Genomic DNA, 26,220 nt, shown 5'->3' with positions numbered 1-26,220 from the left:
CTCCTGTGTGCCCCCCCTATACGGACATCGACCCGAAAAGGACCGGCCGAAGCGCGAGAGCGACGGAAGCGGCCGCGCCTCAGGATGAGGGCGGTGGCTGGATCGCGGCCAAGGCCGTCGGCGACAGCCGGGATCGCTTCCTCGAAGACGCCCTCAGGCGGTGCCCGCCAGCGCCGCGGCGTAGATCGCGCGCGCGTCGGCGCGGGTCACCGTCCGCGGGTTGTTCACCAGGAGCCGCGTCTGCTTCATCGCGTCGTCGGCGAGGCGGTCGAGGTCCGTCTCCGCGATGCCGACCGCCGCGAGCGAGGCCGGGACGCCGCAATCGCGGCAGATCGCGGCGAGCGCCGCGACGAAGCGGTCGGCCGCCTCCGCCGCCGGCCGGTCGCGGGCGTCCGGGTCGAGGATCGGCGCGAGCTCGGCGTAGAGCGCCCGCGCCTCCGGCAGGTTGAAGCGCAGCACGCCCATCAGCACCAGCGCGTTCGAGAGCCCGTGCGGCACGTGGAACAGCGCGCCGATCGGGTAGGCGAGCGCGTGCACCGCCGCCACCGGCGCGTTGGCGAAGGCCATGCCAGCGAGCATCGACCCGAGCAGCATCCCGGAGCGCGCCTCGACATCGCCGCCGTCGGTGCAGGCGATCCGGATATGGCAGGCGAGCAGCCCCAGGGCCTGCCGGGCGAGGCCGTCGGAGATCGGGTTCTTGCGGTGGCGGCTGGTATAGGCCTCGATCGCGTGCACCATCGCGTCGATGCCGGTGGCCGCGGTGACGGCGGCGGGCAGGCCCCGCGTCAGCTCCGGGTCGAGCACCGCCCAGTCGGGCAGCAGGCGCGGGGCGACGACGCCCTTCTTCTCTTGCGTGGGCGTGGTGACGATGGCGATCGGCGTCACCTCCGATCCGGTGCCGGCGGTGGTCGGCACCAGGATCAGCGGCAGGCGCTCGCCCGTGGCGAGGCCGGCGCCGTAGATCGCGTCCAGGGCGTCGTCCGAGCGGGCGAGGTAGGCCACGAGCTTGGCGGTATCGAGCGCCGAGCCGCCGCCGATCGCGAGCACCAGCTCCGCGCCCGACGCCCGCGCGAAGGCCGCCGCGGTCTCGACCACGTGGCTCGGCGGGTCGGCGACCACGTCCGCGAACACGTCGATGCGGCAGCCGGCCTGCGCCAGCGCCGCCTCGGCCGCCCGCGTCAGCCCGGCGGCGCGCACGCCCCGGTCGGTCACCAGCAGGATGGTTCGCGCGCCGAACTTGGCGACCAGCTCGGGGATCTTGCCCGCCGCCCCGGCCTCGAACAGCAGGTTCGGAGTGGTCTGGAACAGGAACGGGTTCATGGCCGGGAGCCTCGGCGGACGGATGTTTCGCCGCGCCAGCCTAACCGCTCGGCGGGCGATCGCCAGCGGCGACCCGGGATGCCGCGTCGGGGCGCTTCGGCGTCACCAGACCACCGCCTGCCCGTCGCGGCGCGGGTCGCTGGCGGCGGCGTAGCCTTCGACGCCGGGGTCGCCCATCCGCCAGATGAACTGGCCGGCGCCGAAATCCTGGTAGCTGTCCCGGATCACCGCGACCCGGTGGCCGCGGGCGACGAGGCCGTCGAGCGTGTCCGCCGGCATCGCGGATTCGGCGTTGATCTCGAGGCCCTGGTTGAAGCGCCAGCGCGGGGCGTCGCAGGCGGCTTGCGGGTTCTGGGCGTGGTCGATCATCCGCACCAGCGTCTGCACGTGGCCCTGCGGCTGCATGTTGCCGCCCATCACGCCGAAACTCATCACCGGGGCGCCGCCCTGTGTGAGGAAGCCGGGGATGATGGTGTGGAACGGGCGCTTGCCCGGCGCCACGCAATTCGGGCTCGCTTCGTCGAGGACGAAGCCGTAGCCGCGGTTCTGCAGCGACAGGCCCCACTCCGGCACCACCACGCCGGAGCCGAAGCCCATGAAGTTCGACTGGATGAAGCTCACCATCATCCCGGATTCGTCGGCGGCGGTGAGGTAGATCGTGCCGCCGCGGACCGGGTTGCCGGCGCCGAAATCCTGCGCGCGGCGCGGGTCGATCAGCTTGGCGCGGGACGCGAGGTAGGCGTCGTCGAGCATCGCCTCGGGGCTCACCCGCATCGCGGGCCCGTCGGCGACGTGGGCGTAGGTGTCGGCGAAGGCGAGCTTCATCGCCTCGATCTGCAGGTGCTGCGCCTCCGCCCCGTCCACCGCCATCCCGGCGAGGTCGAAGCTCTCGAGGATGCCGAGCGCGATCTGCGCGGCGATGCCCTGCCCGTTCGGCGGGATCTCGTGCAGCGTGTAGCCGCGGTAGTCCTTGCGCGTCGGCGTCACCCATTCCGGGCGGTAGGCGGACAGGTCCGCGAGCGTCATCGCGCCGCCGTTCGCGCCCGCGTGCCGCGCCATGGCCTCGGCGATCTCGCCCTCGTAGAAGGCTTTGCCCTTCGTCTCGCCGATGGCGCGCAGCGTCCGCGCGGCGGCCCTGAGCGTCACCAGCTCGCCGACATCCGGCGCGCGGCCGCGGGGCAGGAAGAACTCGGAAAAGCCCGGCTGGCGCACGAGGTCGGGGACCGCTGCCGCGGCGGCCCATTTCTGCTGCACCACGATCGGCGCGAGGTAGCCGCGCTCGGCGATCTCGATGGCCGGCTCCAGCAGGTCGGCGAAGGGCAGCTTGCCGAAGCGCTCGGACAGGGCGACCCAGGCGCCGACGGCGCCCGGCACCGTCACCGAATCCCAGCCGCGCATCGGCGGCCGCGTGGCCGGGCCGTATTTCCGGGCGAAGTAGTCCGGCGTCCAGGCGGCCGGCGCCCCGCCCGAGGCGTTCAGGCCGTGCAGTTCCTGGCCGTCCCAGAGGATGCAGAAGGCGTCCGAGCCGAGCCCGTTGCTGCACGGCTCGGTCAGCGTCTTCGCCGCGGCGGTGGCGATCGCCGCGTCGACCGCGTTGCCGCCCTTCCACAGCATCCGCATCCCGGCCTGCGCCGCCAGCGCGTGCGAGGTCGCGACCACGTTGCGGCCGAACATCGGCATGCGGATCGAGGGATAGGCGGAGGTCCAGTCGAAGGTTTGCGACATGTCGGGTCAGCTCACTGAGGGTCGGCGCGTGACGTCCGGGTTTCGATAAGGGGTGATCCCTTGTCCGGGGCCGAGGGCGAAGCCCGGTCGGTTCGTCGGGCTTCGCCCGACCCCCGCCGAAGGGACGATCCCATCGGACTTCCCTTCGTTGCGACGCAGGATTCGTGCGCGGATCAGCGCGCCTGCATGCGCAACGCGCCGTCGAGGCGGATGGTCTCGCCGTTGAGCATCGGGTTGCGGACGATCGCCAGCACGAGGTCGGCGTATTCCTCCGGCCGGCCGAGGCGGGCGGGGAAGGGCACCGCGGCCCCCAAGCTGTCCTGGACGTCCTGAGGCAGGCCGAGCAGCATCGGCGTGCCGAAGATGCCCGGCGCGATCGCGCAGACGCGGATGCCGAGCGGCGCGAGCTCGCGGGCCGCCGGCAGCGTCAGCCCGACGATGCCGGCCTTCGAGGCGGCGTAGGCGGCCTGGCCGACCTGTCCCTCGTAGGCGGCGATCGAGGCGGTGGAGACGATCACCCCGCGCTCGCCCCCGTCGAGGGGATCGAGCCCGGCGGCGCCCGCCGCCACCAGCCGCATCAGGTTGAACGAGCCGACGAGGTTGACCTGGATCACCCGGGCGAAGCCGTCGAGCGAGGCCGGGCCGTCGCGCCCGACGATGCGGGCGGCCGGCGCGATCCCGGCGCAGTTGACGAGGATGCGGGCGGGACCGTGCGCCTCGGCCGCCCGCGCCACGGCGGCCTCGGCGCTCGCCGCGTCCGCCACGTCGCAGGCGATGCCGATCCCGCCGAGCACGGCGGCCCGGGCTTGCGCCGCTGCCCCGTCGAGGTCGAGCAGCGCCACCCGCGCGCCGGCCTCGGCCAGGGCCTGCGCCGTCGCCGCCCCGAGCCCGGAGGCCCCGCCCGTCACGATCGCCGAGAGACCCTGGATCCGCATCGCCCGCTCCCGCCAAGCCCCGCGCGCGCGGCGCGGAGCCCGATGTCTAGCGGATCGAGCGGCGGGCGGAAGAGGCCGGCGCAACATGCTTTTCCCTCCCCCGCAGAGGGGGGGAAGGGCGGCACGTCCCCGTTCGGGTCGGGCGCGCTGCGAAAGCCGCCTCAGCGCGGCGGCGGCTCGTTGTACATCGGAACGTTGTCGTTGCGCGGCAGGTAGGCGCGCACGACCGGGCCGTAGACGCGCGGCCCGGCATAGGCGCCGTACCGGCGGTCGAGGCCGGCCGGGGGGAGGGGGCGATGCGCGAGGCGCCGCGGCGCGGCGCGCGGGGCCGCCTCGGCGTAGCCCGGCCCCTCGGCCGCGGCGGGGCCGGCGAGCGACAGCGTCGCCAGCAGGCCCGCGAGGGTGACGAGGGGGAGCGAGATCCGAACGGGCATGATGGGTTTCCGACGCGTAGGGAAGCGAGGATCGCCGCGCGATGCGCTGACTCGGTCGGCGAGCTAAGCGCTCAGAACTTCACGCCGAGGGCGCCGCGGACCGTGTTGACGTTCATCTTGTTGTCGCCGAAGGCGCTGAACCATACATACTGGTATTCGGCGCGTAGAAACACGTTCTGTGTGATCGAGACATCGACTCCCGCGCCAAGCGCGCCGCCGAGAGCGAACTTCTCCTTCAAGCTACCGCCACTTTGCGCCAGCGTTGCAACGAGGGTGTTCCGCGTCGAGTCGGTGTATTGTGCGGTCGCGACGTTGACGGTATCGCCAACGAGAGCTCGACCATACGCAAGTCCGCCTGTCACGAAGGGCAAGAACTGACCGTAGGCATACCCGGCACGAGCCCGGATTGTTCCGTAATCTTCCAAAGTAGCGCGCGCCGCCGTGTGAACGAAGGCATCGTAGAAGTAGTTATCCTTCGTCGTCACGTTGCGGGTGAGGCTGTCCTCCGATCGCGCCTTCTGATTGGCGTTCGTGTAGTCGACCTCTATACCGAAAACGGCATCGTCGATTTGGATGTTGTAGCCGGCAAATCCGCCGAACGAGACGTCGTGCGCACGCCCAGGGCGAAGCGTGTTCCACCGCGAAACATCGAACTCGTTCTGGATCGTGGATGTCCGCAAGATGTGCGCGATGTCGGATTGTCCAGCACTTCCGAAGTTGAAGCTTGTCGTGCTGTACCCGCCGTGCCCGCCGACATACACGCCGCTCCAGTCGATCGCCGTGACCGCGACCGGCGGGTCGTAGTCGGGGCCGCGGAGGAAATCGTAGTCGAGGTCGGCGGCGCGGGCTGTGGTCGGGCCGGCCAGGCTCAGGGCGGCAAGAAGTGCGCGGGAAGTCTTACGCATCGCGGTCGTCCTCGGGGCGGCAACACGACCGCACTACGAAACCTGTTCTCTCTTGATAGGAGAGTAACCTTAATGGCTGGTTTCGATATCGGCCGGCATGCCGTGTCAATGCGGGGATGCGACGCGAAAACCGGAACGAAGACGGGATTTTACCGCACGCCCGCGCCCGGCGACCGGGCCGAGGCTTCGATCCGCGGATCGCGACGCCACCCCGACCGCCGACGCCCGTCGCTTCGGGCGTCGGCTCGCCCGCCGTGCCGCGGACGAGCGCCGGCATATGACGGTCGCGAGGTGGGAAATCCGATACCGCCCGGGGGCGGTCACGCCCCCGATCCAGCCATCTCTCCGCAGGGCAAGGGGCCGCGCGAGGCCCGCGGCCGCTTCGCGTCCGTCGGCGATCGCCCGGTCGCGGATCAGTTGCCGTAGGCGCTGCCGCCGAGACCGGCGAGGCTCGGGCCGCTGCCGAAGCCGCCGAGGTCGTAGCGCAGGCCGAGGCGGAACTCGTTGGCGGCGATGTCCTTCAGCCGCGTGCCGGCGTTGTAGGCGTCGAGCCCGCTCTTGGCGTTGCCGAAATCGACGTAGCGATAGGCCGCGTCCAGGCTGAAGCCGCCGCCGATCGCGTAGGAGACGCCGCCGGTCAGCGCCCAGGCGAGCGAGGCGACCGAGCGGTTCGGGCGCGCCACGGCGGTGCGCAGGCCGGTGCCGGGGTTGCCGTCGCAGGCGTCGACCGTGCAGGTGGTCTGGGTGTAGCCCCGCGCCACGCCCATGTCCGAGAGGCCGATGCCGGCGCCGACATAGGGCGTCAGTCCCCACCAGGTGCCGAGGTCGGCGTAGACGTTGACGAGGGCGGTGAGCGCGGAGACCTGCGCCGCCTCGACATTGTAGCCGGTGGCGAAGTTCGAGCGCGAGGAGGCGGCGCCGTAGCGGGCCGGCTCGCGCTGGTCGACGGTCGCGTCGACGCGCAGCCACGGGGTGATCCGGTAGCCGACGCCGCCGCCGTAGCCGGCCGCATCGCTCAGGCGCAGGCCGACGAGCGGCGGCATGCCCGGGTCGTTCGCGTCCGCCCGGGTGTCGTCGTGCGGGCGCGCGTAGGCCGATTCGGTGAAGTCGGCCCGCAGGTACCAGCCGCCGCCGACCGCGACCGGCGGCGCCATCGGCGGGGGCGGGGGCAGCAGGTCGGCGGCCTCGGCGCGACCGATCCCGAGGAGAAGCAGCGCCGCGGCGGCGAAGCGGCGTTCGAGCGCAGCCATGGGGAAAGTCCTCACGCAAGATCAACGGTTGCATCCCGTAGGACGACTTGACGAGGACCCTAAACCCCAAATCTTGTGAACGGCTTAACCGTATTTCGCGGTCCGTGGCGCGCGTCTTGGCCCTGAAACGAAAGAAGACGGCGCGGATCGGATCCGCGCCGTCTTCGATGTCGAGGCCGTGCAGGTTCGGTACGTGTCTCAGTACTTGCGGACGAGCGGGCCCGGGGCCGGCTGATAGTCGGGCACCAGCGGCGGCAGCGGCGCGGCGACGAGGCCGCCGAGCAGGTAGCGCACGCCGATCTTCACGTCGTGGGCCTCGATGTCCTTGATCTTCACGCCGGCTCCGGCCTCGCCGCAGCAGGTGGAGAAGCTGGCGCCGGTCGAGGCGTGGCCGAGGTTCAGGTAGCGGTAGGCGAGCTCGACCTTGAACGCGTCGGTGACGTTGTAGGCGAGACCGGCATGGAGCGCCCAGGCGAAGCTGCCGGTGGTCTTGTCCTTGTACGACTTGGTCGTCGCCTGGCTGTTGTACACCGGCGTCGCGTTGCCGTTCGCGTCGACCGTGTAGGTCGGGGTGTAGTTGTAGGTCGGCGGGGCGCAGGGGCAGCCGCCGTATTGCGGGTTGCCGTAATCGTAGGCGTAGGTCGGGCTGGTGAACTGGCCGTTCGTGCCGTAGCCGGAGACGTGGTTGAAGGCGTAGCCGGCGCCGGCGCCGATGAACGGCGTGATGCCGTACCAGGTGCCGAGGTCGAAGTAGGCGTTGGCGAGGACGACGGCCGAATCGAAGTGGCCGCTCGACTTGTTGATGCCGTACGAGCCGAGGCCGTTGTCGTAGTCGGGGCCCCTGTAGTACTCGCTGCCGCGCAGGCCGGTGGAGTAGCGGTACTCGCCGGTCACGTCGCCGCGCAGGAACGGGGTGAACTGGTAGCCGACGCCGACCCCGGCGAAGCCGCCGCCGCCGACCTCGTTGCCGTAGGAGCGGTTCGCCTCCGGGTAGCCGGCATAGTCGTAGGACGTGCTGTACTTCGCCCGGTCGTAGACGCTGGCCCCGACGTCGCCGCGCAGGTACCAGCCGCCGCCGACCTCGATCGGCGGGGCATAGGGCGGCGGGGGCGGGGGCGGCAGCAGGTCGGCGGCTGCGGCCAGTGAGGGCGCGCCGACGCTCGCCGCGAGCGTCAGGGTGCGCACCAAAGCGACGAGCTTGGAGCGGGCCATAAGAATTCCTTCACGCTTAAATGTGCCGGAAGCTTTCGGTGCCGGCTCTGGTGACCTCCCGGACCATGGCGGCAAGGTCTTAAAGCTGGCTTAACGTTAAAACTTAGCGTTATGGATTGTTTGAGGTGCGCAATCCTGCACGTCCCCGATGCGGTCCTGCGGACACAATCGCCGTTCCGGGCGTTGCCTGCACAGCCTCCACCGAGCGAGATCGACATGACGCGCCTGTTCATCGCCGACGTCCGGACCCCGTCCGGCCCGCGCCCCCTGGTCACGGTGCGCGCGGCCTCGGAGGCCGAGGCGCTGCTGTTCCTCGAGGCGCACTACCCCGAGGACCGGATCGAGGCGGTGGCCGAGCCGGGCGAGTGGGCCAGCGATGCCGCGACCGGATCGAACCCCGGCGACGTCCGCGAGCATCCCGGCAGCACCTGGCCGACCAGCCTGTCGCGGGCGCCCGCCGGGCCCTGATCGGTGCTGCCGGAGGACGTGCGCGCCCTCGCGCTGATGCTGCCGGAAGCGATCCCCGGCGCGCACAAGGGCAACCCGGATTTTCGCGTGGGCGGCCGGGTCTTCGCGACGCTATGGACCGAGGAGGACCGGCTGGTGCTGCGGCTGTCGCCGGAGGACCAGGAGCGCCTGCTGGTGGCCGAGCCGGACCTGTTCTCGGCCATCGACGGCGCCTGGGGCCGCCGCGGCTGGACCAACCTCGACCTCGACGCCTGCGAGGAGGAGATTCTGCGGGACGCCCTGCTCGCCGCCTGGCGCGCCACGGCGCCGGCCGGGCTGGTCTCGGTCTACGAGCCGACGGCGTGAGGGCGGCCGCTCCGCGAGCCGGTGTCGAGCGCCGCCCGCTTGCGTCATTCGGCCCGGCGCCGTGGTGGTGATCGGGACGGCCCGGCGGCCCGTCGATCGCCGGGCGGGTCGTCGGGCTCGCCTCAGGCCTCAGCGAGCAGCTTGGCCGCGAACGCACCGAGCATGCCGCCCATCAGCCAGCGCTGCGCCCGCATCCAGGACGGGCGCCGGGCGAGGCCGGCCGCCAGCGCCCCGGCCGTGGTGGCGATGACGACGCCGAAGGCGAGGTTGAGGGCGATGTGCATCAGGCCGAGCACCAGGGTCTGAGCCAGCACGCTGCCGTGGCCGGGGATCACGAATTGCGGCAGCAGCGCGAGGTAGAGCAGCGCCGCCTTGGGGTTCAGCAAGGTCGTGGCCAGCCCCATCGCGAGCACCCGGCAAGGGCCGGCCTGCGGCAGGTCCGCGGCTCGGAATGGCGAGACGCCCCCGGGGCGCACTGCGGACCAGGCGAGGAGCAGCAGGTAGGCCGCCCCGGCGAGCCGCAGGGCATCGTGGGCGTAGGGCACCGTCGCAAGCAGTGCCGTGATCCCGAAGGCGGCGCAGGTCATGTAGAGCAGAAACCCTAGCGCGCTGCCCACCAGCGAGACCAAGCCGGCCCGGCGCCCCTGCGCGATCGAGCGCGAGATCAGGTAGATCATGTTCGGCCCCGGCGTGATCGCCAAGCCGAGGATCACCGCGCCGTAGGCGACGAGGGTGGGATGGTCGGGCATCGTCGGGCTCCTGCCGCACGCTTCGTGGCGGCGCAGCCCCGGATTTCCCATCCGCCCTTCGATCGGTAAAATACCATCTCAAGATCCCTGTGATACGGCTGGGCTATCGAAGTGACCGTGGACGTCCGGTTGATCCGGCACCTCTGGCTGTTCCTGGCGGTGGCCGAGGCACGGCATTTCGGGCGTGCCGCCCAGCGGCTCGGCATGTCGCAGCCCCCGCTGAGCGAGGGCATCCAGACCTTGGAGCGGATGCTGGGCGCGCGGTTGTTCGACCGCGACCGCCGCGGCGTGCGGCTCACGCCCGCGGGCGCCGCGATCCTGCCGGCGGTGCAGGTCTTCGCCGGCCAGGTCGAGCGCTTGGAGCGGGCCGTGCGCGAGGCGGTCGCAGGCCGGACCGGCACGCTGACCGTCGGCGCGATCAACTCGGCGCTTCTGGAGGACTTGCCGCCGATGGTGGCGCGCCTGCGTGCGGCCCGGCCGGGGCTGACGATCGCCGTGCGCGAGATCGACAGCGTCGAGGCGGTGCCGCTGATCGAGACGGGCGAGATCGATCTCGCCTTCGCGCGCCTGGAAGGGGAACTCGGCCCGAACATCCGCTCGCGGCCGGTCGCCACCGATCGTCTCGCCGTCGCCCTGCCGCGCGATCACCGGCTGACCGGCATGGCGGCGGTCCCGCTGGCGCTGCTGGCCGATGCGGATTTCGCGATGTTCGCTCGCCGCTCCAGCCCGGTCTACTTCGACCGAGTGACGGCAGCCTGCCACGCGGCGGGGTTCGCGCCGCGCATCGTGCACGAGGTCCGCGCCGTGACCTCGCAGATCGCCTTCGTGGCCTGCGGGCAGGGTGTCGCGCTGGTGCCCCTGCGCTTCGAAGGGCTCGCCCCGCCCCAGGTCGTGATCCGACCGCTGGCCGAGAACGTTGAGATCGTCGCGGCGGCCCTGGTCTGGTCGGACGCCCGCAGCAATCCTCTGGTCGACGCGGCCATCGCGTCGTTCACGGAGCCGACCGGATGAGGCTTCCCACCCCGAGCCGTCCTTCCGGTCACGACACCGGGCCCGACCGGAGCCGCCGCCGCTACAGCCGGAAATCCTCGCCGAGGTAGAGCCGGCGCGCGTCGGCGTTGGCGACGATTTCCTCCGGGGTGCCCTCGGTGAGGATGCGGCCGGAATGGGCGATGTAGGCGCGGTCGATCAGGCCGAGCGTCTCGCGGACGTTGTGGTCGGTGATCAGCACGCCGATGCCGCGCTGCTTCAGGTGCTTGACGAGGTCCTGGATGTCGCCGACCGCGATCGGGTCGATGCCGGCGAAGGGCTCGTCGAGCAGCATGAAGGTCGGCGACGAGGCCAGCGCCCGGGCGATCTCGCAGCGCCGCCGCTCGCCGCCCGAGAGCGCGATCGACGGGGACTTGCGCAGGCGCGCGATGTCGAATTCCTCGAGCAGCGAATCGAGCTTCCTCGCCCGCGCCTTGCGGTCGGGCTCGGCGACCTCGAGCACGGCGCGGATGTTGTCCTCCACCGTCAGGCCGCGGAAGATCGAGGCTTCCTGCGGCAGGTAGCCGATGCCGAGGCGCGCGCGCTGGTACATCGGCAGGTGGGTGATCGCCAGGCCGTCCAGCGTGATGTGGCCGCGGTCGGCCGCCACCAGCCCGGTGATCATGTAGAAGATCGTGGTCTTGCCGGCGCCGTTCGGCCCGAGCAGGCCGACCGCCTCGCCGGTCCGCACCGTGAGCCCGGCCTCGTGCACGACGGTGCGCGCGCCGTAGCTCTTGCGCAGGCCGCGGACGCTGAGGATGCCGGGGCCGCCCTCGACCTCGGACGGCACCGCCTCGGGCCGGGCGCGGCCGAGCACCCGCCCGAGCCAGGACGGGCGCGGGCTCGCGGTCTCGGACCGGTGCGGGGAGAGGGCCTGACCGCCGGGGACGCCGATCGAACCGCTCAATTGGCCTGGGCCCGCGTCTTGCCGTCGGACTTGCCGTCGCCCTTGGCGGCATCCGTCTTGGCTGCGTCACCCTTGGCTGCGTCGGCCGGCTTCGGCGCGGTCCTGGCGATGCCGGCGGGCTGCGCGCAGCCCTTGGCGGGCTTGTCCTTCTCGGCCTTCTCGCCCGGCACGAACAGGGCGGAGACGCGCCCGCCCGGCACCGGGTCCATGTTCGCGCGGCCGGTGTTCATGTCGTAGACGAGGCGTTGGCCGCGGGTGACGTTCTGGCACTGGCTCAGCACGACGTTGCCGGTGAGCACGATGCGCTTGGCCGCCTGGTCGAACACCGCGCTGTCGCCGGTGGCGACCTGGTCCTTCTGCACCACCGTGACCGGGCCGGCGCATTCCACCTTCTGGATGCCGTTCTCGCCCATGCCGGCCGCATCCTTGGGCTTGTCCTCGGCCTCCGCGGCTGGGCTCGCCTTGTCCTTGGCGTCCTTGTCCTTGCCGCGCTTGTAGTGGACCGTCATCGTCGAGCAGCGGATGGTGCTCTCGCCCTGCACGGCCACGACGTTGCCGGCGAAGATCGCCTTGCTCTCGCGGTCGAACACGTCGAGCCGGTCGGCGTCGATCTTGATCGGCTCCTTGCCGCCGCCCATCGATCCGAACGGCGAGGTCGGATCCTTCTTCGGCGCCGCCGCGACGGCCGGCTTCTCGGCCCGGGCGGGCGCGACCGGCAGCGCAACGGAGAGAAGCGACGCGGCCGCGAAGGCGGCGGCGAGCCGCGCCGGCAGACCGGACAGGCCGGTCATGGTCGGCCGTCCGTCGGCTCGGCCGAGGAGGTGAGGACGCGCAGGGGCACCTTGGCCGGCTCGGCCTTGTCGTCGGCCTTCGCGTCCTTGGCCTTGTCCTGGTGGAACACGGTGTGGACGTTGCCGATGAACGAGATCACGCGGCCGTTCTCGACCACGTCGAGCCCGTCGGCGACCACCTGGCCGCTCGGCACCGACACGGTGACGGTCTCGGCCGATTTCACGCTGCCGGCCTTGAAGTCGACGGCGGCCGATTGCAGCCGCGCCTCCTCGCCCTTGTCGGTCCAGATCCGGATGTCCTGCTTGAGATCGAGCGCCTCGCGGGTGGTGTCGAACAGCCCGGTCGCCGCCTCGATCCAGGCGAGGCCGCCCTTGTCGTCGGTGGCGACGTGGCCGCGCATCGCCTCGAGTTCGATCAGGCTCGGCTTGCGCATGTCCTGCAGCGCGGCGGTGGCGGTGACCTCGTAGCCGCGGTCGCCCTTGCGGAAGCCGGAGAGCTTCGGGTTCTCCATCCGCACCTTGGTGCCCGACAGCGTCACCGGCCCGACGCTGACGCCGGGGATGACGGCCGCGAACGGGTTGAACAGCCAGGCTCCGAGCGCGATCACCGCGCCGCCCGCGACCAGGGGCAGCACCCGGCGCAGCGTGCGCACCTGGGCGCTGTGGCGATGGGCGCGCGCATGCGCGCGGGTGCGGCGCAGGTCGGTCCGACCGCTCGCCTGGGCGTACCCGTTCATCTCGACCGCGTCGACGACCTGCATGACGATTCCGATGCGCGACGCTGGGGCGATGCGCCCGCGAGCCCGGCCCCGACGCTTCGCGCGCCGCGCCGACTCGTCCGGGATGCGCCCGGCCGATGGCGAAGTTATGGCCCAAGCGTTTCCGAATGTTCAACTGTCGCCTGCATCCGGAAGCCGTGCGGGCGAGGATTCGGCGGACGCGCCGTGCGTTCGCGCACGGCGATGGCGCGGCCGTTCCCGGATGGCGTGCGCTGGCGGCGCCCGACCCGGGCGGGCCGCTGTCGGACTGTCCTGCGACGCCCGATCGCCCGTCCCTCCCGCCCGGCGGGGGAAAGGGCGCCTTTCCCGTTCGAGAGAGGCGGCGCGGTGCGTGGCGGGATCGATCCGGCGCCGAGACCCCGCGCAGCCGCGAACCGACGGGCCGGGCAGGAAGGCGTCGCGGCGGCGCCCCCGAGGCGGGACCGCAGGCCGGACGAGGCCCGGCCTGCCTCGGCCGCCTTACGCCTGCGCGGCGTCCGCCGGCGCGCCGGCCTTCGGGCCGCCCTTGGCGACGCCGACCAGGGCCGGGCGCAGGGTCCGGTCGCCGATGACGTAGCCCGACTGGACCACCTGCACGACGGTGCCGGCCGGCACCTCCGGGTCGGGCACCTCGAACATCGCCTGGTGGCGGTTCGGGTCGAAGCGCTGGCCCTTGGGCTCGACCACCTTCACGCCATGGCGCTCCAGGGTCTTGGCGAGATCCCGCTCGGTCAGCTCGATGCCGTCGATCAGGCCCTTCAAGGCGCCCTCGGCCGAGGCCCGCGCCTCGGCCGGGACGCTGTCGAGCGCGCGGCGGATGTTGTCGGCGACGTTGAGCACGTCGCGGGCGAAGTTGGTGACCGCGTAGGTCCGGCCGTCGGCGACCTCGCGCTCGGTCCGGCGGCGCAGGTTCTCCATCTCGGCCAGCGTGCGCAGCGTGCGGTCCTTCAGCTCGTCGCGCTCGGCGGTCATCGCCGCGAGCTTCGCGTCGGCGGCCGACCCGTCCTGGGACGCGGGGGCGTCGTGCGGCGCCTCGTGCGCCACGCCGGCCCCGGCCTCGACCGTGCTCTGGCGCGGGTCGTCATGCTGCATGTCGTTGCTCGTCATCGCGAAAAGGGCTCGCCGGGTGATTTCGGGGTCGGCGTTGATATCAGGCGCGCGGGCCGCGAAATCAACCCGGCGAAGCACATCACGCCTCCCGCGGCGGCGGCGCGGCGACGAGCGCCTCGAGCCCTTCGGCCTTCATCACCGCCACGTCGCCGGCGAAGACCTCCATCACCGCGCTGCGGATCGCCGCCTGGCGGTCGGGCTGGGTGACGCGGGTGCCGGTCAGGTCGGTGACGTAGAACACGTCCACCGCCCGCTCGCCGAAGGTCGCGACATGCGCCGAGGTGATGTTGAGGTTGAGGCGGTTCAGCGCCGTGGTCAGCTCGTAGAGCAGGCCCGGCCGGTCGAGACCGGTGACCTCGACCACCGTCTCGCGGCTGGACAGCGCGTTGTCGATCGCCACGTCCGGCGGGACCAGGAAGGTCTTGGCCCGGCCGGCGGAGGGCGGGTGCTTGTCGGCCACGAGCTCGGCGATCTTGATCTCGCCCTTGAGCGAGCGCTCGATCGAGGCGGTGATGCGCCGGCCGCGGCGCATCTCGTCCTCGTCGCGCTCGAAGGCGCGGGAGATGAAGATCGAATCGAGGGCGAAGCCGTCGCTGGTGGTGAAGGCCTGGGCGTCGACGATGTTGCCGCCGGCCGCCGCGCAGGCCCCGGTGACGATGGCCAGCAGCCGCGGATGGTCGGGCGAGTACACCGTCAGCTCGGTGACGCCGCGGACCGGATCGGTCTCGACGTCGGTGGCGCTGGTGCGGCCGGCCTCGATCGCCTGGCGGATGAAGCCGGCGTTCTTGAACTGGCGCACGCCGTCGACCTTCAGCCAGTAGGCCTGGTTGTGGCGCGCGGCGTAGGCGTCGAACACCTCCGACGACCAGTCGGGCAGCTGCTCGCGCAGGCCCATCTGGATCAGCCGGACGCGGTCGGTGCGGGCGATCTCGGAATGGCCGCCCGACAGCACCACCTCGGTCTCGTCGTAGAGGGTGCGGATCAGCGTGCCCTTCCACGCGGTCCAGACGCCGGGGCCGACGGCGGTGATGTCGGCGACGGTGAGGATCGTCAGCAGGCGCAGGCGCTCCAGCGTCTGCACCACGGCGGCGAACTTCTCGATGGTCTTCGGGTCCGAAAGGTCGCGGCTCTGGGCGGTCATCGACATCAGGAGATGGTGCTCGACGAGCCAGGCCACCGTCTCGGTCTCGGCCTGGGTCAGGCCGAAGCGCGGGCACAGCTTCTGCGCGATCGCCGCGCCGGCGATCGAGTGGTCCTCGGGCCGGCCCTTGGCGATGTCGTGGAGCAGGATCGCCACGTAGAGCGCGCGCCGGTTGTGGATCGCGTTGACCAGGCGCGAGACCAGCGGGAACTGCTCCTCGGTGCGCCCGGAATCGATCGCCGCGAGCACGCCGAGCGAGCGCAGCAGGTGCTCGTCCACCGTGAAGTGGTGGTACATGTTGAACTGCATCATCGCGACGATGCGGCCGAAATCCGGGATGAAGCGGCCGAGCACGCCGGCCTCGTTCATCTGCCGCAGCACCGATTCCGGCGAGTTCTTCGAGGTCAGGATCTCGAGGAAGAGGCGGTTGGCCTCCTCGTCGGCGCGCAGGGCGTGGCCGATCAGGCGCAGGGAGCGGTTCGCCAGGCGCTTGGCGTCGGGATGGATCGCGAGGTTGTGCCGGTCGGCGAGCCAGAACAGGCGCAGGAGGTTGACCGGATCGCGCTCGAACGCGTCCTCGGCGCGGACGTTGACCCGGCCGTGGTCGAGCCAGAAATCCTCCGCCTCGATCGCGGTGGCGCGGAACCGGTCGCGGAACTTGCCGATCCAGCGGTCGAGCACCGGCGTGCGCTTGGCGTGGCGCGCCTCCAGCTCGGCGCAGACGATGGCGGTGAGGTCGCCGACGTCCTTGGCGATCAGGAAGTACGCCTTCATGAAGCGCTCGACGCCCGACAGCCCGCCGCGCGGCCCGAAGCCGAGGCGCTCGGCGATCTTCGGCTGCAGCCCGAAGGACAGCCGCTCCTCCGCGCGCCGCGTGACGAAGTGCAGGTGGCAGCGCACCCGCCACAGGAACTCGTCGCAGCGCTCGAACAGGCGGTACTCCTCGGCCGTGAACAGGCCGGCGGCGACGAGCTCGACCTGGTCGCGAACCCGGTAGGTGTACTTGGCGATCCAGAACAGGGTGTTGAGGTCGCGCAGGCCGCCCTTGCCGTCCTTGACGTTGGGCTCGACCAGGTAGCGCGAGGAGCCGGCCTTGGTGATGCGGCCGTCGCGCTCGCGCAGCTTGGCCTCGACGAACTCGTGCGCGGTGCCCATCACCAGCTCGGCGTCGAAGCGCGTCACCAGCTCCTCGAACAGCACCCGCGTGCCGAACAGGAAGCGCGCCTCCAGGAGCGCCGTGCGGATCGTCATGTCGGCGCGGGCCTCGCGCAGGCATTCCTCGACCGAGCGGGTGGCGTGGCCGACCTTCAGCTTGAGGTCCCACAGCACGTAGAGCATCGCCTCGACGACGCTCTCCGACCACGCGGTCTGCTTGTAGGGCAGCAGGAACAGGAGATCGATGTCGGAGCCCGGCGCCATCGTGCCCCGGCCGTAGCCGCCGGTCGCCACCACCGCGAGCTGCTCGCCGGTGGAGGGGTTGTCGTTCGGATAGAGCCGCCAGACCACCGCGTCGTGGATCGCGCGCACCACCGCGTCGGTCAGGTTCGACAGGGCGCGGGCGCAGCGCATGCCGTCCCGGTCCTTCAGAAGCTGCGCCTCGGCCGCCGCGTGGCCGGCCTCGATGACCCGCTTCAGCTCCGGCACCAGGACGGCGCGGAGCTTCGTCGGCTCACGAGCCTCGCGATCCAGGGCATCCAGAACCTTGTCCAGGGCAGCGACGGCATCGAACATGGGTACCCGTTAGCATGAACTGCCGGTGCTGCCAGCGGGGCCGGGCTTCCGGACCGGCGCGCGGCGTCGAGCCAGGGTCCTCGAGCCGGGGCTCGTCAACGAAGGGCCTCGGGCGAGGGGCCGCGAGCAAGAGCCACGCCGAAGCCACGCTCGATCCGGATCCGCCGGAGCGGGCGGGGTGCCGGTGGGCGAGCTTTGACGCGCCGTCCCGGGGATCGTATATACGAAGGCGATACGTTGATGCGAGCGCGGCACGGTGCCGTTCGAAGCTTGGTCACAGCCATGCCAGGGAGGTGCGCGTGATCGTTCAGTTCTCCCGATGGGGCAACAGTCTCGCCCTCCGCATTCCGGCGCAGATCCTGCGAGACGTCGGCGCTGCTGAAGGCAGCACGGCCGAACTGAGTGTCGAGGAGGGGCGGATCGTCATCGCGCCGCGCGCAGAGCCGCCGCGCTACACCTTCGACGGCCTGCTTGCCGGCATCACCAAAGAGAACCTGCACGACGACCAGTTCGAGGGGCGGACGGTCGGTGACGAGATCTGGTGAGCCGCCCTATTGCCCTGATCTCGGCGACCTGATCTTCCTCGAGTTCAGTCCGCATCTTGGGACCGAGCAGGGCTTCACCCGGCCCGGGCTCGTCCTCACGCCGCGGTCCTACAACGGCCTCGTCGGGCGCTGCTTCGCGTGTCCGGTCACCAGCCGCGGACGTGGCTACCCTTACGAGGTGGCCCTGCCGTCCGGGCTGAAGATCCACGGCTTCGTCCTTGCGGACCAGGGCAAGCCGCTCGCCTGGGCCGAGCGCTACGCGCGCTTCGTCGACGTCGCGCCGGCGGCCGTGATCGATGACGTGAAGGCGAAGATCGCGGCGTTCCTGCAACTCGGTTGATGCCGATCGTCCACGGCTGTGCGTCCTATATTGCGGAATTGTCGTTTGACATAAAGAACGCACCGGCCTAGCTCGGATCAAACGCCCGATCCGAAAAGGACTGTCCTCATGCGCCTTGCCCGCCGCGCGCTTCTCGGTGCCGCCCTCGTGCTCGCTCTCCCGGTCGCCCTGCCCACCGCCTTGTCTGCGCCCGCCGGCGCCGCCGAGGTCAAGGAGGTCCGCCTGGACTGGGCGACCTACAATCCGGTCGGGCTGGTCCTGAAGGACAAGGGGTTTTTGGAGGAGGCGCTGAAGCCGAGGGGCATCACCGTGCGCTGGGTCCAGTCGCTCGGCTCCAACAAGGCGCTCGAATTCCTCAATGCCGGCGCGATCGACTTCGGCTCCTCGGCCGGCGCCGCCGCCCTCGTGGCGCGCATCAACGGCAACCCGATCAAGGCGGTCTACGCCTTCTCGCGGCCGGAATGGACCGCGCTCGTCACCCGCAAGGGCAGCGGCATCGCGCGGGTCGCCGACCTCAAGGGCAAGCGCATCGCCGTGACCCGCGGCACCGACCCGCACATCTTCCTGATCCGCGCCCTCCAGGGCGCCGGCCTGACCGAGCGCGACGCCAAGCTCGTCCTGCTCCAGCACGCCGACGGCCGCACGGCGCTCGACCGCGGCGACGTCGACGCCTGGGCCGGCCTCGACCCGATGATGGCCGCGGCCGAGATCGAGAACGACGACGTGCTGTTCTTCCGCGACGCGAGCGCCAACACCTGGGGCCTGCTCGACGTGCGCGAGGCGTTCGCCCAGGAGAACCCCGAGCTCGTCCGCACCGTGATCGCCGCCTATGAGCGGGCGCGGCTGTTCGCGATCGAGAACCCGGACGCGCTGAAGGCGGCCCTGGTCGCCGCGACGAAGCTGCCCGAGCCGGTGATCGCCCGGCAGGTCGCCCGCACCGACCTCTCCGAGCCGGCGGTCGGCAAGGCCCAGGCGGCCTCGATCCAGGCGGCCGGCCTCGCCCTGCAGCAGGCCGGCATCATCCCCGCCGGCACCGACGTCGCCGCCGCCGTCGACGGGCTGATCGACACGCGCTTCAACCCGGCGCGGTAGGCGAGGGCGTATCGAGCCCCGCTCGCATCGGTCGTCGCAGAGCCGTATCGTCCGCGCGATCCGCAGCGCGGCTCCTTCTCCCAGGGGGAGAAGGGTGGGATGAGGGGCGTGCCTCAGACGGAAAGGTCACACCCCTCACCCTGTCCCTCTCCCCCTGGGAAAGGGGGCCCGCGCCGCGATATGCCCACGGTCCGGTCGATGCACACAGCAGGAGCGACCGGAGGCATGCCCGAGATCACGAACCTCCTCGCCTTTGCGCTTGTCTCCCTCGGCATGGTGCTGACGCCGGGGCCGAACATGGTCTACCTGGTCTCGCGCTCGCTCTCGCAGGGGGCGGGCGCCGGGCTGGTCTCGCTCGGCGGGGTCGCGGCGGGGTATCTCGTCTACATGCTGGCGGCGGCCTTCGGCATCACCGCGCTGCTGCTCGCCGTGCCCTTCGCCTACGACGCCCTGCGCCTTTCCGGCGCGCTGTACCTGATGTGGCTGGCCTGGCAGGCGGTGCGGCCGGGCGGGCGCTCGCCGTTCCAGCCGCGGATGCTGCCGCCCGACGGGCCGCGGCGGCTGTTCGCGATGGGGTTCCTGACGAACCTCCTCAACCCGAAGATCGCGGTGATGTACCTGTCGCTGCTGCCGCAGTTCATCACGCCGGGGCACGGCAGCGTGCTGGTGCAATCGCTGGTGCTGGGGTCGGTGCAGACCGGGATCAGCATCGGCGTGAACGCGCTGCTCGCCGTCACCGCCGGGTCGGTGGCCGCCTTCCTCGGCGGGCGCCCGGCCTGGATGGTGGCGCAGCGCTGGCTGATGGGCACTGTGCTCGCTGGCCTCGCGGTGCGGATGGCGACCGAGGCGCGGCGCTGAGCCCGCGGCGGTGCTATAGGGCCGCCGACCCTCCAGCTCCCGACGGTCCGATGCCACACCTTTCCGAGCTCGACGCCCGATGACCGGACCCGCGGCCGCTCCGGCGGCGAACGCCGCTTCCAACCTCGCGCCAAGCGCCGCCCCACGGGCCGGACGCGCGGTCTCCCCGCGCTTGGGCCGGGCCGGCCTCGGCCTCCTGCTTCCGCTGGCGCTGGCTCTGGGCTGGGAGGCGGCGGTCCGTGCCGGCCTGGCGCAGGGCCGGCTGCTGCCGCCGCCGAGCCGGATCGCGGCGACGCTGTGGGAGCTCGCCCGCTCGGGCGACCTGTGGATGCACGTCTCCGCGACGCTGGTGCGCGTCGGCCTCGGCTTTGCGCTCGGCGCGGCGGCGGGGATCGTCGCGGGCGCGCTGACCGCGACCCTGCCGACCCTGCGCCGGCTCGTCGACCCGAGCCTGCAGGCGTTGCGCGCGGTGCCGTCGCTCGCCTGGGTGCCGCTGTTCATCCTGTGGTTCGGCATCCTCGAGACGCCGAAGGTGATGCTGATCGCGGTCGGGGTGTTCTTCCCCGTCTATGTCGGGGTCGCGGGCGCCATCGCCTCGGTCGACCGCAAGCTCGTCGAGGTCGGGCGGATCTTCCGGCTGTCGCGGGCGGCGCAGGTGCGGCGCATTCTGCTGCCCGCGGTGCTGCCGGCCACCGTCACGGCCTTGCGCACCGGCCTCGGGCTCGGCTTCCTGTTCGTGGTCGCGGCCGAGCTGATGGGGGCGTCCGAAGGTCTCGGCTACCTGCTGATCGACGGCCAGCAATTCTCCAAGCCCGAGCAGATCCTCGCCGCGATCATCGCCTTCGCGGTGGCGGGCAAGCTCGCCGACGCTTTGCTGGTAGCGCTCACGACCCCGCTGGTGCGCTGGCAGGACACGGCGCGGGACGCGCTCTGATCACGATCGCCGCGGGACGCGCTCCGACGGGAGACGCGTCGGGTTTCGCGCTCGGGGCGCGTCGCCTCAGTCCTGGTCGGGCTCGTCGGTCTCGGCCCGGTCGCGATCGTGGACCGGGCGCGGGTGCGCCGTCACCGGCGGGAACAGCTCGGCGAGCCCGGCGGCCACCCCGTAGAGCACCGGATCGGACCCGGGCCCGGAATGCGGCGGGTGGAGATCGCTCTTGACCATGGAATTCGTCACCTTCGGCGCCCTATTCATCCCGTTGCCAGCGCCGTCGTAAGCCTGACGGACAGCTCCAAGACTGCCCTTAGGGCTTGTCAAGTCGTGCTTTGGTCCAGGGTTTCATGCCGGCGAAAAGAAAGTTTCGGTGTGCCCGTCGATGGTTGCAGACGAACGCGGGCCGAACCATCCGAGGGTTGAGGCCGGGATGCGAACCGGTAGTTTATTGCACGGCAGCATGACGTACGCTCCGAGGCTTCGTTCTGTTGCGGTGCAGCATGACAAATCGGACGCGTTGAAAATGCCGCGCTCGCGGGTTCGTCCGTAGGGAAGCAGAGGGCTGGACCCCCGATTTCGACAGAAGACCTTTGTCGAGCGACCGATCTGCACGATTGAATGCAATCGGCATTTCTGTTCCAGTCGCCACTTAGAACGGGAACAATCTGGGCAGGAAATCATGCCGCGTTTCGAGCCCTGGGATGCGCAGCGCGCTTCCGGGATCATCGCCGAGCACCGTCACCTGGAAGGCGCCACCCTTCCGATCCTGCACGCGCTGCAGGAGACCTTCGGCTACGTCGATGCCGGCGCGGTGCCGCTGGTCGCCGATGCGCTCAACCTGTCGCGGGCCGAGGTCCACGGCTGCATCACCTTCTACCACGACTTCCGCGCCCACCCGACCGGCCGGCACGCGGTGAAGCTGTGCCGCGCCGAGGCCTGCCAGGCCATGGGCTCGGACCGGCTGCACGCCGAGATCCTGTCGCGCCTCGGCACCGGCTGGCACGGCACCACCGCCGACGGGAACGCGACGGTCGAGCCGGTCTACTGCCTCGGCCTGTGCTCCAACGCCCCGGCGGCGCTGGTGGACGGCGAGCCGATCGCACGCCTCACCGCCGACAGCCTCGACGCGGCCCTGAGCGAGGCGCGCGCATGAGCACCCCCATGAGCATCACCCTCTACGTCCCCCGCGACGCCGTGGCCCTCGGCCTCGGCGCCAACCGCGTCGCCCGCGCGCTGTTCTCCGGCGCCGAGCGCCGCGGCCTCGACGTGTCGATCGTCCGCACCGGCTCGCGCGGCCTGTTTTGGCTCGAGCCGATGGTCGAGGTCGCGACCCCCGAGGGCCGCGTCGCCTACGGCCCGGTGACGCCCGCCGACGTCGACGCGCTCCTCGATGCCGGCCTGGCGGAGGGCGGCGACCACCCGCTCCGCCTCGGCGACCCGGAGGCGATCCCGTTCCTGGCCCGCCAGCAGCGACTCACCTTCCACCGCTGCGGCGTGATCGATCCGGTCTCGGTCGACGACTACAAGGCCCATGGCGGCTATCGCGGCCTCGAGGCCGCGTTGCGGCTCGGCCCCGAGGGCACCGTCGGCGAGGTCCGCGAATCCGGCCTGCGCGGCCGCGGCGGCGCCGGCTTTCCCGCCGGCATCAAGTGGAACACGGTGATGCTGGCGCAGTCGCATCAGAAATACGTGGTCTGCAACGCCGACGAGGGCGATTCCGGCACCTTCGCCGACCGGATGATGATGGAGGGCGACCCCTTCAACCTCATCGAGGGCATGACCATCGCCGCCGTCGCCGTCGGCGCGACGCGGGGCTACATCTACCTGCGCTCCGAGTACCCGCAGGCCTTCGCGACGCTGAAGGAGGCCATCGCCAACGGCATCGCGGCGGGCGTCCTCGGCGACGACGTGATGGGCTCGGGCAAGAGCTTCCACCTCGAGGTCCGGCTCGGCGCCGGCGCCTACATCTGCGGCGAGGAGACCTCGTTGCTGGAGAGCCTCGAGGGCAAGCGCGGCATCGTCCGCGCCAAGCCGCCGATCCCGGCGCTGAAGGGCTTCCTCGGCCAGCCGACGCTCGTCAACAACGTGATGACCTTCACGGCGACGCCCTGGATCCTGGAGCACGGCGCCAAGGCCTACGCCGATTACGGCATGGGCCGCTCGCTCGGCACCCTGCCGATCCAGCTCGCCGGCAACGTGAAGCACGGCGGCCTGATCGAGACCGCCTTCGGCATCACGCTGCGCGAGGTGATCGAGGGCTACGGCGGCGGCACCTTCTCCGGCCGCCCGGTCCGCGCGGTGCAGGTCGGCGGCCCGCTCGGGGCCTATTTCCCCGATCACCTGCTCGACACGCCCCTCGATTACGAGGCGATGGCGGCCAACAAGGGTCTCGTCGGCCACGGCGGCATCGTCGTGTTCGACGACACCGTCGACATGGCGAAGCAGGCCCGCTTCGCCTTCGAGTTCTGCGCCACCGAATCCTGCGGCAAGTGCACCCCGTGCCGCATCGGCGCGACCCGCGGCGTCGAGACGATGGACAAGGTCATCGCCGGGATCAGCCCGGAGAAGAACCTCACCGTCATCGCCGACCTCTGCGAGGTCATGACCGACGGTTCGCTCTGCGCCATGGGCGGGCTCACGCCGATGCCCGTGATGAGCGCGATCACCCATTTCCCCGAAGACTTTTCGCGCGCGGGCGACCTGCCCGTCGCGGCGGAATAGGGAGGCGTCCATGGCCCTCATCAAAGAGATCGACTACGGCACCCCGATCCGCGTCAGCGATCAGACGGTGACGCTGAGCATCGACGGCATGGACGTCACCGTCCCGGCCGGAACGTCGGTGATGGCCGCCGCGATGACGGCGGGCACGCAGATCCCGAAGCTGTGCGCGACGGACTCGCTGGAGCCGTTCGGCTCCTGCCGCCTCTGCCTCGTGGAGATCGAGGGGCGGCGCGGCACGCCGGCCTCCTGCACCACGCCGGCCGAAAACGGCATGGTGGTGCGGACGCAGACCGACAAGCTCGCCAAGCTCCGCAAGGGCGTGATGGAGCTCTACATCTCCGACCACCCGCTGACCTGCCTGACCTGCGCCGCCAACGGCGACTGCGAGCTGCAGGACATGGCCGGGATCGTGGGCCTGCGCGACGTGCGCTACGGCTACGACGGCGACAACCACGTCGTGCCCACCGCCGAGAAGTACCTGCCGAAGGACGAGTCGAACCCGTACTTCACCTACGATCCGTCGAAGTGCATCGTCTGCAACCGCTGCGTCCGCGCCTGCGAGGAGGTGCAGGGCACCTTCGCGCTCACCATCGAGGGCCGCGGCTTCGACAGCCGCGTGGCGGCCGGCAACACCAACTTCATGGAATCCGAGTGCGTATCCTGCGGCGCCTGCGTGCAGGCCTGCCCGACCGCGACGCTCCAGGAGAAGTCGATCCACGAGCACGGCCAGCCCGAGCATTCGGAGGTCACGACCTGCGCCTATTGCGGCGTCGGCTGCTCGTTCAAGGCGGAGATGCAGGGCACCAAGATCATCCGCATGGTGCCCTACAAGGGCGGCAAGGCCAACGAGGGCCACAGCTGCGTCAAGGGCCGCTTCGCCTACGGCTACGCCACCCACAAGGACCGCATCACCAAGCCGATGATCCGCGAGAAGATCACGGATCCGTGGCGCGAGGTGTCGTGGGAGGAGGCGATCGGCCGCGCGGCCTCCGAGTTCAAGCGCATCCAGGCGACCTACGGCCGGGACTCGGTCGGCGGCATCACCTCGTCGCGCTGCACCAACGAAGAGGCCTACCTCGTCCAGAAGCTGGTGCGCGCCGCCTTCGGCAACAACAACGTCGACACCTGCGCCCGCGTCTGCCACTCGCCGACCGGCTACGGCCTGATGTCGACGCTCGGCACCTCGGCCGGCACGCAGGACTTCAAGTCGGTCGAGCAGTCCGACGTGATCCTGGTGATCGGCGCCAACCCGACCGACGGCCACCCGGTCTTCGGCTCGCGGATGAAGCGGCGCCTGCGCCAGGGCGCCAAGCTCATCGTCGCCGACCCGCGCAAGATCGACCTGGTGAAGTCGCCCCACATCAAGGCGACGCACCACCTGCCGCTGAAGCCCGGCTCCAACGTCGCCTTCATCAACTCGATGGCGCACGTGATCGTCACCGAGGGGCTGATCGACGAGGCCTACGTGCGCGAGCGCTGCGACCTCGCCGAGTTCGAGTCCTGGGCCCGCTTCATCGCCGACGAGCGCCACTCGCCGGAGGCGCAGGCGCAATACACCGGCATCGACCCCGTTGAGCTCCGCGCCGCCGCCCGGCTCTACGCCACCGGCGGCAACGCCGGCATCTACTACGGCCTCGGCGTCACCGAGCACAGCCAGGGCTCGACCATGGTGATGGGCATGGCCAACATCGCCATGGCCACCGGCAACATCGGCAAGCTCGGCGCCGGCGTGAACCCGCTGCGCGGCCAGAACAACGTCCAGGGCTCCTGCGACATGGGCTCGTTCCCGCACGAGCTGCCGGGCTACCGCCACGTCTCGGACGACGCCACCCGCGAGAGCTTCGAGGCGCTCTGGGGGGCCAAGCTCGACAACGCGCCGGGCCTGCGCATCACCAACATGCTCGACGAGGCCGTCGATGGCGCCTTCAAGGGCATGTACATCCAGGGCGAGGACATCGCCCAGTCGGACCCGGACACCCACCACGTCACGTCCGGCCTGATGGCGATGGAGTGCATCGTCATCCAGGACCTGTTCCTGAACGAGACCGCCAAGTACGCCCACGTCTTCCTGCCGGGCGCCTCGTTCCTGGAGAAGGACGGCACCTTCACCAACGCCGAGCGCCGGATCTCGCGCGTGCGCAAGGTGATGCCGCCGATGGGCGGCTACGGCGACTGGGAGGGCACGATCCTGCTCTCCAAGGCGCTGGGCTACGAGATGGACTACAGCCATCCGTCGGAGATCATGGACGAGATCGCGGCGCTGACGCCGAGCTTCGCCGGCGTCTCCTTCGCCAAGCTCGACGAGCTCGGCTCGGTGCAGTGGCCCTGCAACGACAAGGCGCCGATGGGCACGCCGATGATGCACGTCGACCGGTTCGTGCGCGGCCTCGGCCGGTTCATGATCACCGAGTTCGTGGCCACCGAGGAGCGCACGGGGGCGAAGTTCCCGCTCATCCTCACCACCGGCCGGATCCTGTCGCAGTACAATGTCGGCGCGCAGACCCGGCGCACCGAGAACTCGCGCTGGCACGAGGAGGACGTGCTGGAGATCCACCCGTTCGACGCCGAGGTCCGCGGCGTGGTCGACGGCGACCTGGTCTCGCTGGAGAGCCGGTCGGGCGACATCGCGCTCAAGGCGCGCATCACCGAGCGGATGCAGCCGGGCGTGGTCTACACCACCTTCCATCACGCCAAGACCGGCGCGAACGTCATCACGACGGACTTCTCGGACTGGGCGACCAACTGCCCCGAGTACAAGGTCACGGCGGTGCAGGTCCGGCGCACCAACCGCCCGTCGGACTGGCAGGCGAAGTTCTACGAGGAGGACTTCTCGCTCACCCGCATCGCGCAGCAGCTCGACGCGGCGGAGTAGCGGCAGGCCTTTCCCTCCCCCCTCTGCGGGGGGAGGGACACGCGCTGC

Annotated in this window: 25 protein-coding genes; 11 read left to right on the top strand and 14 right to left on the bottom strand. The window is 71.0% G+C overall.

Translation table 11 applies throughout. From position 1 onward, the window contains the following. Positions 1-153: 153 nt before the first annotated feature. From ACFZ8E_RS25840 to ACFZ8E_RS25810, 7 genes are all read right to left on the bottom strand, one after another. Positions 154-1,320: an iron-containing alcohol dehydrogenase gene (locus ACFZ8E_RS25840; protein WP_405044250.1), complete on the bottom strand. Its 1,167-nt coding sequence runs from the start codon at positions 1,318-1,320 to the stop codon at positions 154-156. Positions 1,321-1,422: 102 nt separating this feature from the next. Then, positions 1,423-3,045: a gamma-glutamyltransferase family protein gene (locus ACFZ8E_RS25835; RefSeq protein WP_405044249.1), complete on the bottom strand. Its 1,623-nt coding sequence runs from the start codon at positions 3,043-3,045 to the stop codon at positions 1,423-1,425. Between the two features lie 173 nt (positions 3,046-3,218). Beyond that, positions 3,219-3,980, bottom strand: coding sequence for an SDR family NAD(P)-dependent oxidoreductase (locus ACFZ8E_RS25830; RefSeq protein WP_405044248.1), 762 nt, complete (start codon positions 3,978-3,980; stop codon positions 3,219-3,221). A 161-nt stretch (positions 3,981-4,141) separates the two neighbouring features. Then, on the bottom strand, positions 4,142-4,414 hold the full coding sequence (locus tag ACFZ8E_RS25825) for a hypothetical protein (protein ID WP_243988933.1): 273 nt from the start codon (positions 4,412-4,414) through the stop codon (positions 4,142-4,144). 71 nt (positions 4,415-4,485) lie between these two features. Further along, positions 4,486-5,319 carry an outer membrane protein gene (locus ACFZ8E_RS25820; RefSeq protein WP_405044247.1) on the bottom strand — a complete coding sequence of 278 codons (834 nt, stop codon included), beginning with the start codon at positions 5,317-5,319 and terminating at the stop codon, positions 4,486-4,488. Between the two features lie 413 nt (positions 5,320-5,732). Further along, positions 5,733-6,569: an outer membrane protein gene (locus tag ACFZ8E_RS25815; protein ID WP_243938189.1), complete on the bottom strand. Its 837-nt coding sequence runs from the start codon at positions 6,567-6,569 to the stop codon at positions 5,733-5,735. A gap of 198 nt (positions 6,570-6,767) precedes the next feature. Continuing rightward, positions 6,768-7,781: an outer membrane protein gene (locus ACFZ8E_RS25810; protein WP_147858285.1), complete on the bottom strand. Its 1,014-nt coding sequence runs from the start codon at positions 7,779-7,781 to the stop codon at positions 6,768-6,770. 216 nt (positions 7,782-7,997) lie between these two features. Here ACFZ8E_RS25810 and ACFZ8E_RS25805 point away from each other — a divergent pair, with 216 nt between their 5' ends. Together ACFZ8E_RS25805 and ACFZ8E_RS25800 are read left to right on the top strand one after the other, a co-directional pair. Continuing rightward, a complete protein-coding gene (locus ACFZ8E_RS25805; RefSeq protein ID WP_147729946.1) occupies positions 7,998-8,249 on the top strand; it encodes a hypothetical protein in 252 nt (83 codons plus the stop codon). A 36-nt stretch (positions 8,250-8,285) separates the two neighbouring features. Then, positions 8,286-8,594, top strand: coding sequence for an MmcQ/YjbR family DNA-binding protein (locus ACFZ8E_RS25800; protein ID WP_405044453.1), 309 nt, complete (start codon positions 8,286-8,288; stop codon positions 8,592-8,594). Between the two features lie 122 nt (positions 8,595-8,716). Here ACFZ8E_RS25800 and ACFZ8E_RS25795 read toward each other — a convergent pair whose 3' ends face one another. Continuing rightward, on the bottom strand, positions 8,717-9,343 hold the full coding sequence (locus ACFZ8E_RS25795) for a LysE family translocator (protein ID WP_405044246.1): 627 nt from the start codon (positions 9,341-9,343) through the stop codon (positions 8,717-8,719). Between the two features lie 117 nt (positions 9,344-9,460). Here ACFZ8E_RS25795 and ACFZ8E_RS25790 point away from each other — a divergent pair, with 117 nt between their 5' ends. Further along, a complete protein-coding gene (locus ACFZ8E_RS25790; RefSeq protein ID WP_405044245.1) occupies positions 9,461-10,354 on the top strand; it encodes a LysR substrate-binding domain-containing protein in 894 nt (297 codons plus the stop codon). 61 nt (positions 10,355-10,415) lie between these two features. On the opposite strand, the gene lptB is transcribed toward ACFZ8E_RS25790, so the two are convergent. The 5 genes from lptB to ACFZ8E_RS25765 all read right to left on the bottom strand — a co-directional run bounded on the left by lptB (position 10,416) and on the right by ACFZ8E_RS25765 (position 16,810). Continuing rightward, positions 10,416-11,189: an LPS export ABC transporter ATP-binding protein gene (gene lptB / locus ACFZ8E_RS25785; RefSeq protein ID WP_243933721.1), complete on the bottom strand. Its 774-nt coding sequence runs from the start codon at positions 11,187-11,189 to the stop codon at positions 10,416-10,418. Between the two features lie 86 nt (positions 11,190-11,275). Then, positions 11,276-12,070 (bottom strand): LptA/OstA family protein, encoded by a 795-nt coding sequence (locus tag ACFZ8E_RS25780; RefSeq protein ID WP_147843208.1) that lies wholly within the window; start codon positions 12,068-12,070, stop codon positions 11,276-11,278. Further along, positions 12,067-12,831, bottom strand: coding sequence for an LPS export ABC transporter periplasmic protein LptC (lptC, locus tag ACFZ8E_RS25775; protein ID WP_405044244.1), 765 nt, complete (start codon positions 12,829-12,831; stop codon positions 12,067-12,069). The genes ACFZ8E_RS25780 and lptC overlap by 4 nt, the downstream gene beginning before the upstream one ends. A 477-nt stretch (positions 12,832-13,308) precedes the next feature. Then, the gene (grpE, locus tag ACFZ8E_RS25770; protein ID WP_243938182.1) at positions 13,309-13,935 is read right to left on the bottom strand and encodes a nucleotide exchange factor GrpE; all 627 of its coding nucleotides are present in this window, start codon (positions 13,933-13,935) and stop codon (positions 13,309-13,311) included. An 82-nt stretch (positions 13,936-14,017) separates the two neighbouring features. Then, the gene (locus tag ACFZ8E_RS25765) at positions 14,018-16,810 is read right to left on the bottom strand and encodes a [protein-PII] uridylyltransferase (protein ID WP_147843209.1); all 2,793 of its coding nucleotides are present in this window, start codon (positions 16,808-16,810) and stop codon (positions 14,018-14,020) included. A 299-nt stretch (positions 16,811-17,109) separates the two neighbouring features. Here ACFZ8E_RS25765 and ACFZ8E_RS25760 point away from each other — a divergent pair, with 299 nt between their 5' ends. The 5 genes from ACFZ8E_RS25760 to ACFZ8E_RS25740 all read left to right on the top strand — a co-directional run bounded on the left by ACFZ8E_RS25760 (position 17,110) and on the right by ACFZ8E_RS25740 (position 20,579). Then, entirely contained in the window at positions 17,110-17,355 is a 246-nt protein-coding gene (locus ACFZ8E_RS25760) for an AbrB/MazE/SpoVT family DNA-binding domain-containing protein (RefSeq protein ID WP_210246691.1), read from the top strand. Then, positions 17,339-17,695 carry a type II toxin-antitoxin system PemK/MazF family toxin gene (locus ACFZ8E_RS25755; RefSeq protein WP_147728174.1) on the top strand — a complete coding sequence of 119 codons (357 nt, stop codon included), beginning with the start codon at positions 17,339-17,341 and terminating at the stop codon, positions 17,693-17,695. The genes ACFZ8E_RS25760 and ACFZ8E_RS25755 overlap by 17 nt, the downstream gene beginning before the upstream one ends. A gap of 108 nt (positions 17,696-17,803) precedes the next feature. Beyond that, on the top strand, positions 17,804-18,787 hold the full coding sequence (locus tag ACFZ8E_RS25750) for an aliphatic sulfonate ABC transporter substrate-binding protein (protein WP_243933667.1): 984 nt from the start codon (positions 17,804-17,806) through the stop codon (positions 18,785-18,787). Between the two features lie 225 nt (positions 18,788-19,012). Beyond that, positions 19,013-19,645, top strand: coding sequence for a LysE family translocator (locus ACFZ8E_RS25745; protein ID WP_243933665.1), 633 nt, complete (start codon positions 19,013-19,015; stop codon positions 19,643-19,645). Positions 19,646-19,724: 79 nt separating this feature from the next. After that, positions 19,725-20,579, top strand: a complete 855-nt coding sequence (locus ACFZ8E_RS25740) for an ABC transporter permease (protein WP_243933663.1) — start codon at positions 19,725-19,727, stop codon at positions 20,577-20,579. Positions 20,580-20,645: 66 nt separating this feature from the next. Here ACFZ8E_RS25740 and ACFZ8E_RS25735 read toward each other — a convergent pair whose 3' ends face one another. Then, the gene (locus ACFZ8E_RS25735; protein ID WP_243933661.1) at positions 20,646-20,810 is read right to left on the bottom strand and encodes a hypothetical protein; all 165 of its coding nucleotides are present in this window, start codon (positions 20,808-20,810) and stop codon (positions 20,646-20,648) included. 448 nt (positions 20,811-21,258) lie between these two features. Between ACFZ8E_RS25735 and ACFZ8E_RS25730 the strand changes: the two genes are divergently transcribed. The 3 genes from ACFZ8E_RS25730 to fdhF are packed head-to-tail and all read left to right on the top strand — an operon-like array spanning position 21,259 to position 26,172. Further along, positions 21,259-21,732 carry a formate dehydrogenase subunit gamma gene (locus ACFZ8E_RS25730; protein ID WP_405044243.1) on the top strand — a complete coding sequence of 158 codons (474 nt, stop codon included), beginning with the start codon at positions 21,259-21,261 and terminating at the stop codon, positions 21,730-21,732. 8 nt (positions 21,733-21,740) lie between these two features. Further along, a complete protein-coding gene (locus tag ACFZ8E_RS25725) occupies positions 21,741-23,300 on the top strand; it encodes an NADH-quinone oxidoreductase subunit NuoF (protein ID WP_243933720.1) in 1,560 nt (519 codons plus the stop codon). A 10-nt stretch (positions 23,301-23,310) separates the two neighbouring features. Beyond that, entirely contained in the window at positions 23,311-26,172 is a 2,862-nt protein-coding gene (fdhF, locus tag ACFZ8E_RS25720) for a formate dehydrogenase subunit alpha (RefSeq protein WP_147726811.1), read from the top strand. Positions 26,173-26,220: the final 48 nt, after the last annotated feature.

It is taken from the genome of Methylobacterium sp. HMF5984 (genome assembly GCF_045033435.1).
Lineage (GTDB): Bacteria > Pseudomonadota > Alphaproteobacteria > Rhizobiales > Beijerinckiaceae > Methylobacterium.
Note: the sequence above shows the minus strand (reverse complement) of the source record. Positions and strands in the feature narration are given on the sequence as shown.

Bases quoted from the DNA above. Each gene is read 5' to 3' on its own strand.
- ACFZ8E_RS25840 (WP_405044250.1), bottom strand. From the start codon at position 1,320: ATGAACCCGTTCCTGTTCCAGACCACTCCGAACCTGCTGTTCGAGGCC.
- ACFZ8E_RS25835 (WP_405044249.1), bottom strand. From the start codon at position 3,045: ATGTCGCAAACCTTCGACTGGACCTCCGCCTATCCCTCGATCCGCATG.
- ACFZ8E_RS25830 (WP_405044248.1), bottom strand. From the start codon at position 3,980: ATGCGGATCCAGGGTCTCTCGGCGATCGTGACGGGCGGGGCCTCCGGG.
- ACFZ8E_RS25825 (WP_243988933.1), bottom strand. From the start codon at position 4,414: ATGCCCGTTCGGATCTCGCTCCCCCTCGTCACCCTCGCGGGCCTGCTG.
- ACFZ8E_RS25820 (WP_405044247.1), bottom strand. From the start codon at position 5,319: ATGCGTAAGACTTCCCGCGCACTTCTTGCCGCCCTGAGCCTGGCCGGC.
- ACFZ8E_RS25815 (WP_243938189.1), bottom strand. From the start codon at position 6,569: ATGGCTGCGCTCGAACGCCGCTTCGCCGCCGCGGCGCTGCTTCTCCTC.
- ACFZ8E_RS25810 (WP_147858285.1), bottom strand. From the start codon at position 7,781: ATGGCCCGCTCCAAGCTCGTCGCTTTGGTGCGCACCCTGACGCTCGCG.
- ACFZ8E_RS25805 (WP_147729946.1), top strand. From the start codon at position 7,998: ATGACGCGCCTGTTCATCGCCGACGTCCGGACCCCGTCCGGCCCGCGC.
- ACFZ8E_RS25800 (WP_405044453.1), top strand. From the start codon at position 8,286: ATGCTGCCGGAAGCGATCCCCGGCGCGCACAAGGGCAACCCGGATTTT.
- ACFZ8E_RS25795 (WP_405044246.1), bottom strand. From the start codon at position 9,343: ATGCCCGACCATCCCACCCTCGTCGCCTACGGCGCGGTGATCCTCGGC.
- ACFZ8E_RS25780 (WP_147843208.1), bottom strand. From the start codon at position 12,070: ATGACCGGCCTGTCCGGTCTGCCGGCGCGGCTCGCCGCCGCCTTCGCG.
- lptC (WP_405044244.1), bottom strand. From the start codon at position 12,831: ATGCAGGTCGTCGACGCGGTCGAGATGAACGGGTACGCCCAGGCGAGC.
- grpE (WP_243938182.1), bottom strand. From the start codon at position 13,935: ATGACGAGCAACGACATGCAGCATGACGACCCGCGCCAGAGCACGGTC.
- ACFZ8E_RS25765 (WP_147843209.1), bottom strand. From the start codon at position 16,810: ATGTTCGATGCCGTCGCTGCCCTGGACAAGGTTCTGGATGCCCTGGAT.
- ACFZ8E_RS25750 (WP_243933667.1), top strand. From the start codon at position 17,804: ATGCGCCTTGCCCGCCGCGCGCTTCTCGGTGCCGCCCTCGTGCTCGCT.
- ACFZ8E_RS25745 (WP_243933665.1), top strand. From the start codon at position 19,013: ATGCCCGAGATCACGAACCTCCTCGCCTTTGCGCTTGTCTCCCTCGGC.
- ACFZ8E_RS25740 (WP_243933663.1), top strand. From the start codon at position 19,725: ATGACCGGACCCGCGGCCGCTCCGGCGGCGAACGCCGCTTCCAACCTC.
- ACFZ8E_RS25735 (WP_243933661.1), bottom strand. From the start codon at position 20,810: ATGGTCAAGAGCGATCTCCACCCGCCGCATTCCGGGCCCGGGTCCGAT.
- ACFZ8E_RS25730 (WP_405044243.1), top strand. From the start codon at position 21,259: ATGCCGCGTTTCGAGCCCTGGGATGCGCAGCGCGCTTCCGGGATCATC.
- ACFZ8E_RS25725 (WP_243933720.1), top strand. From the start codon at position 21,741: ATGAGCATCACCCTCTACGTCCCCCGCGACGCCGTGGCCCTCGGCCTC.
- fdhF (WP_147726811.1), top strand. From the start codon at position 23,311: ATGGCCCTCATCAAAGAGATCGACTACGGCACCCCGATCCGCGTCAGC.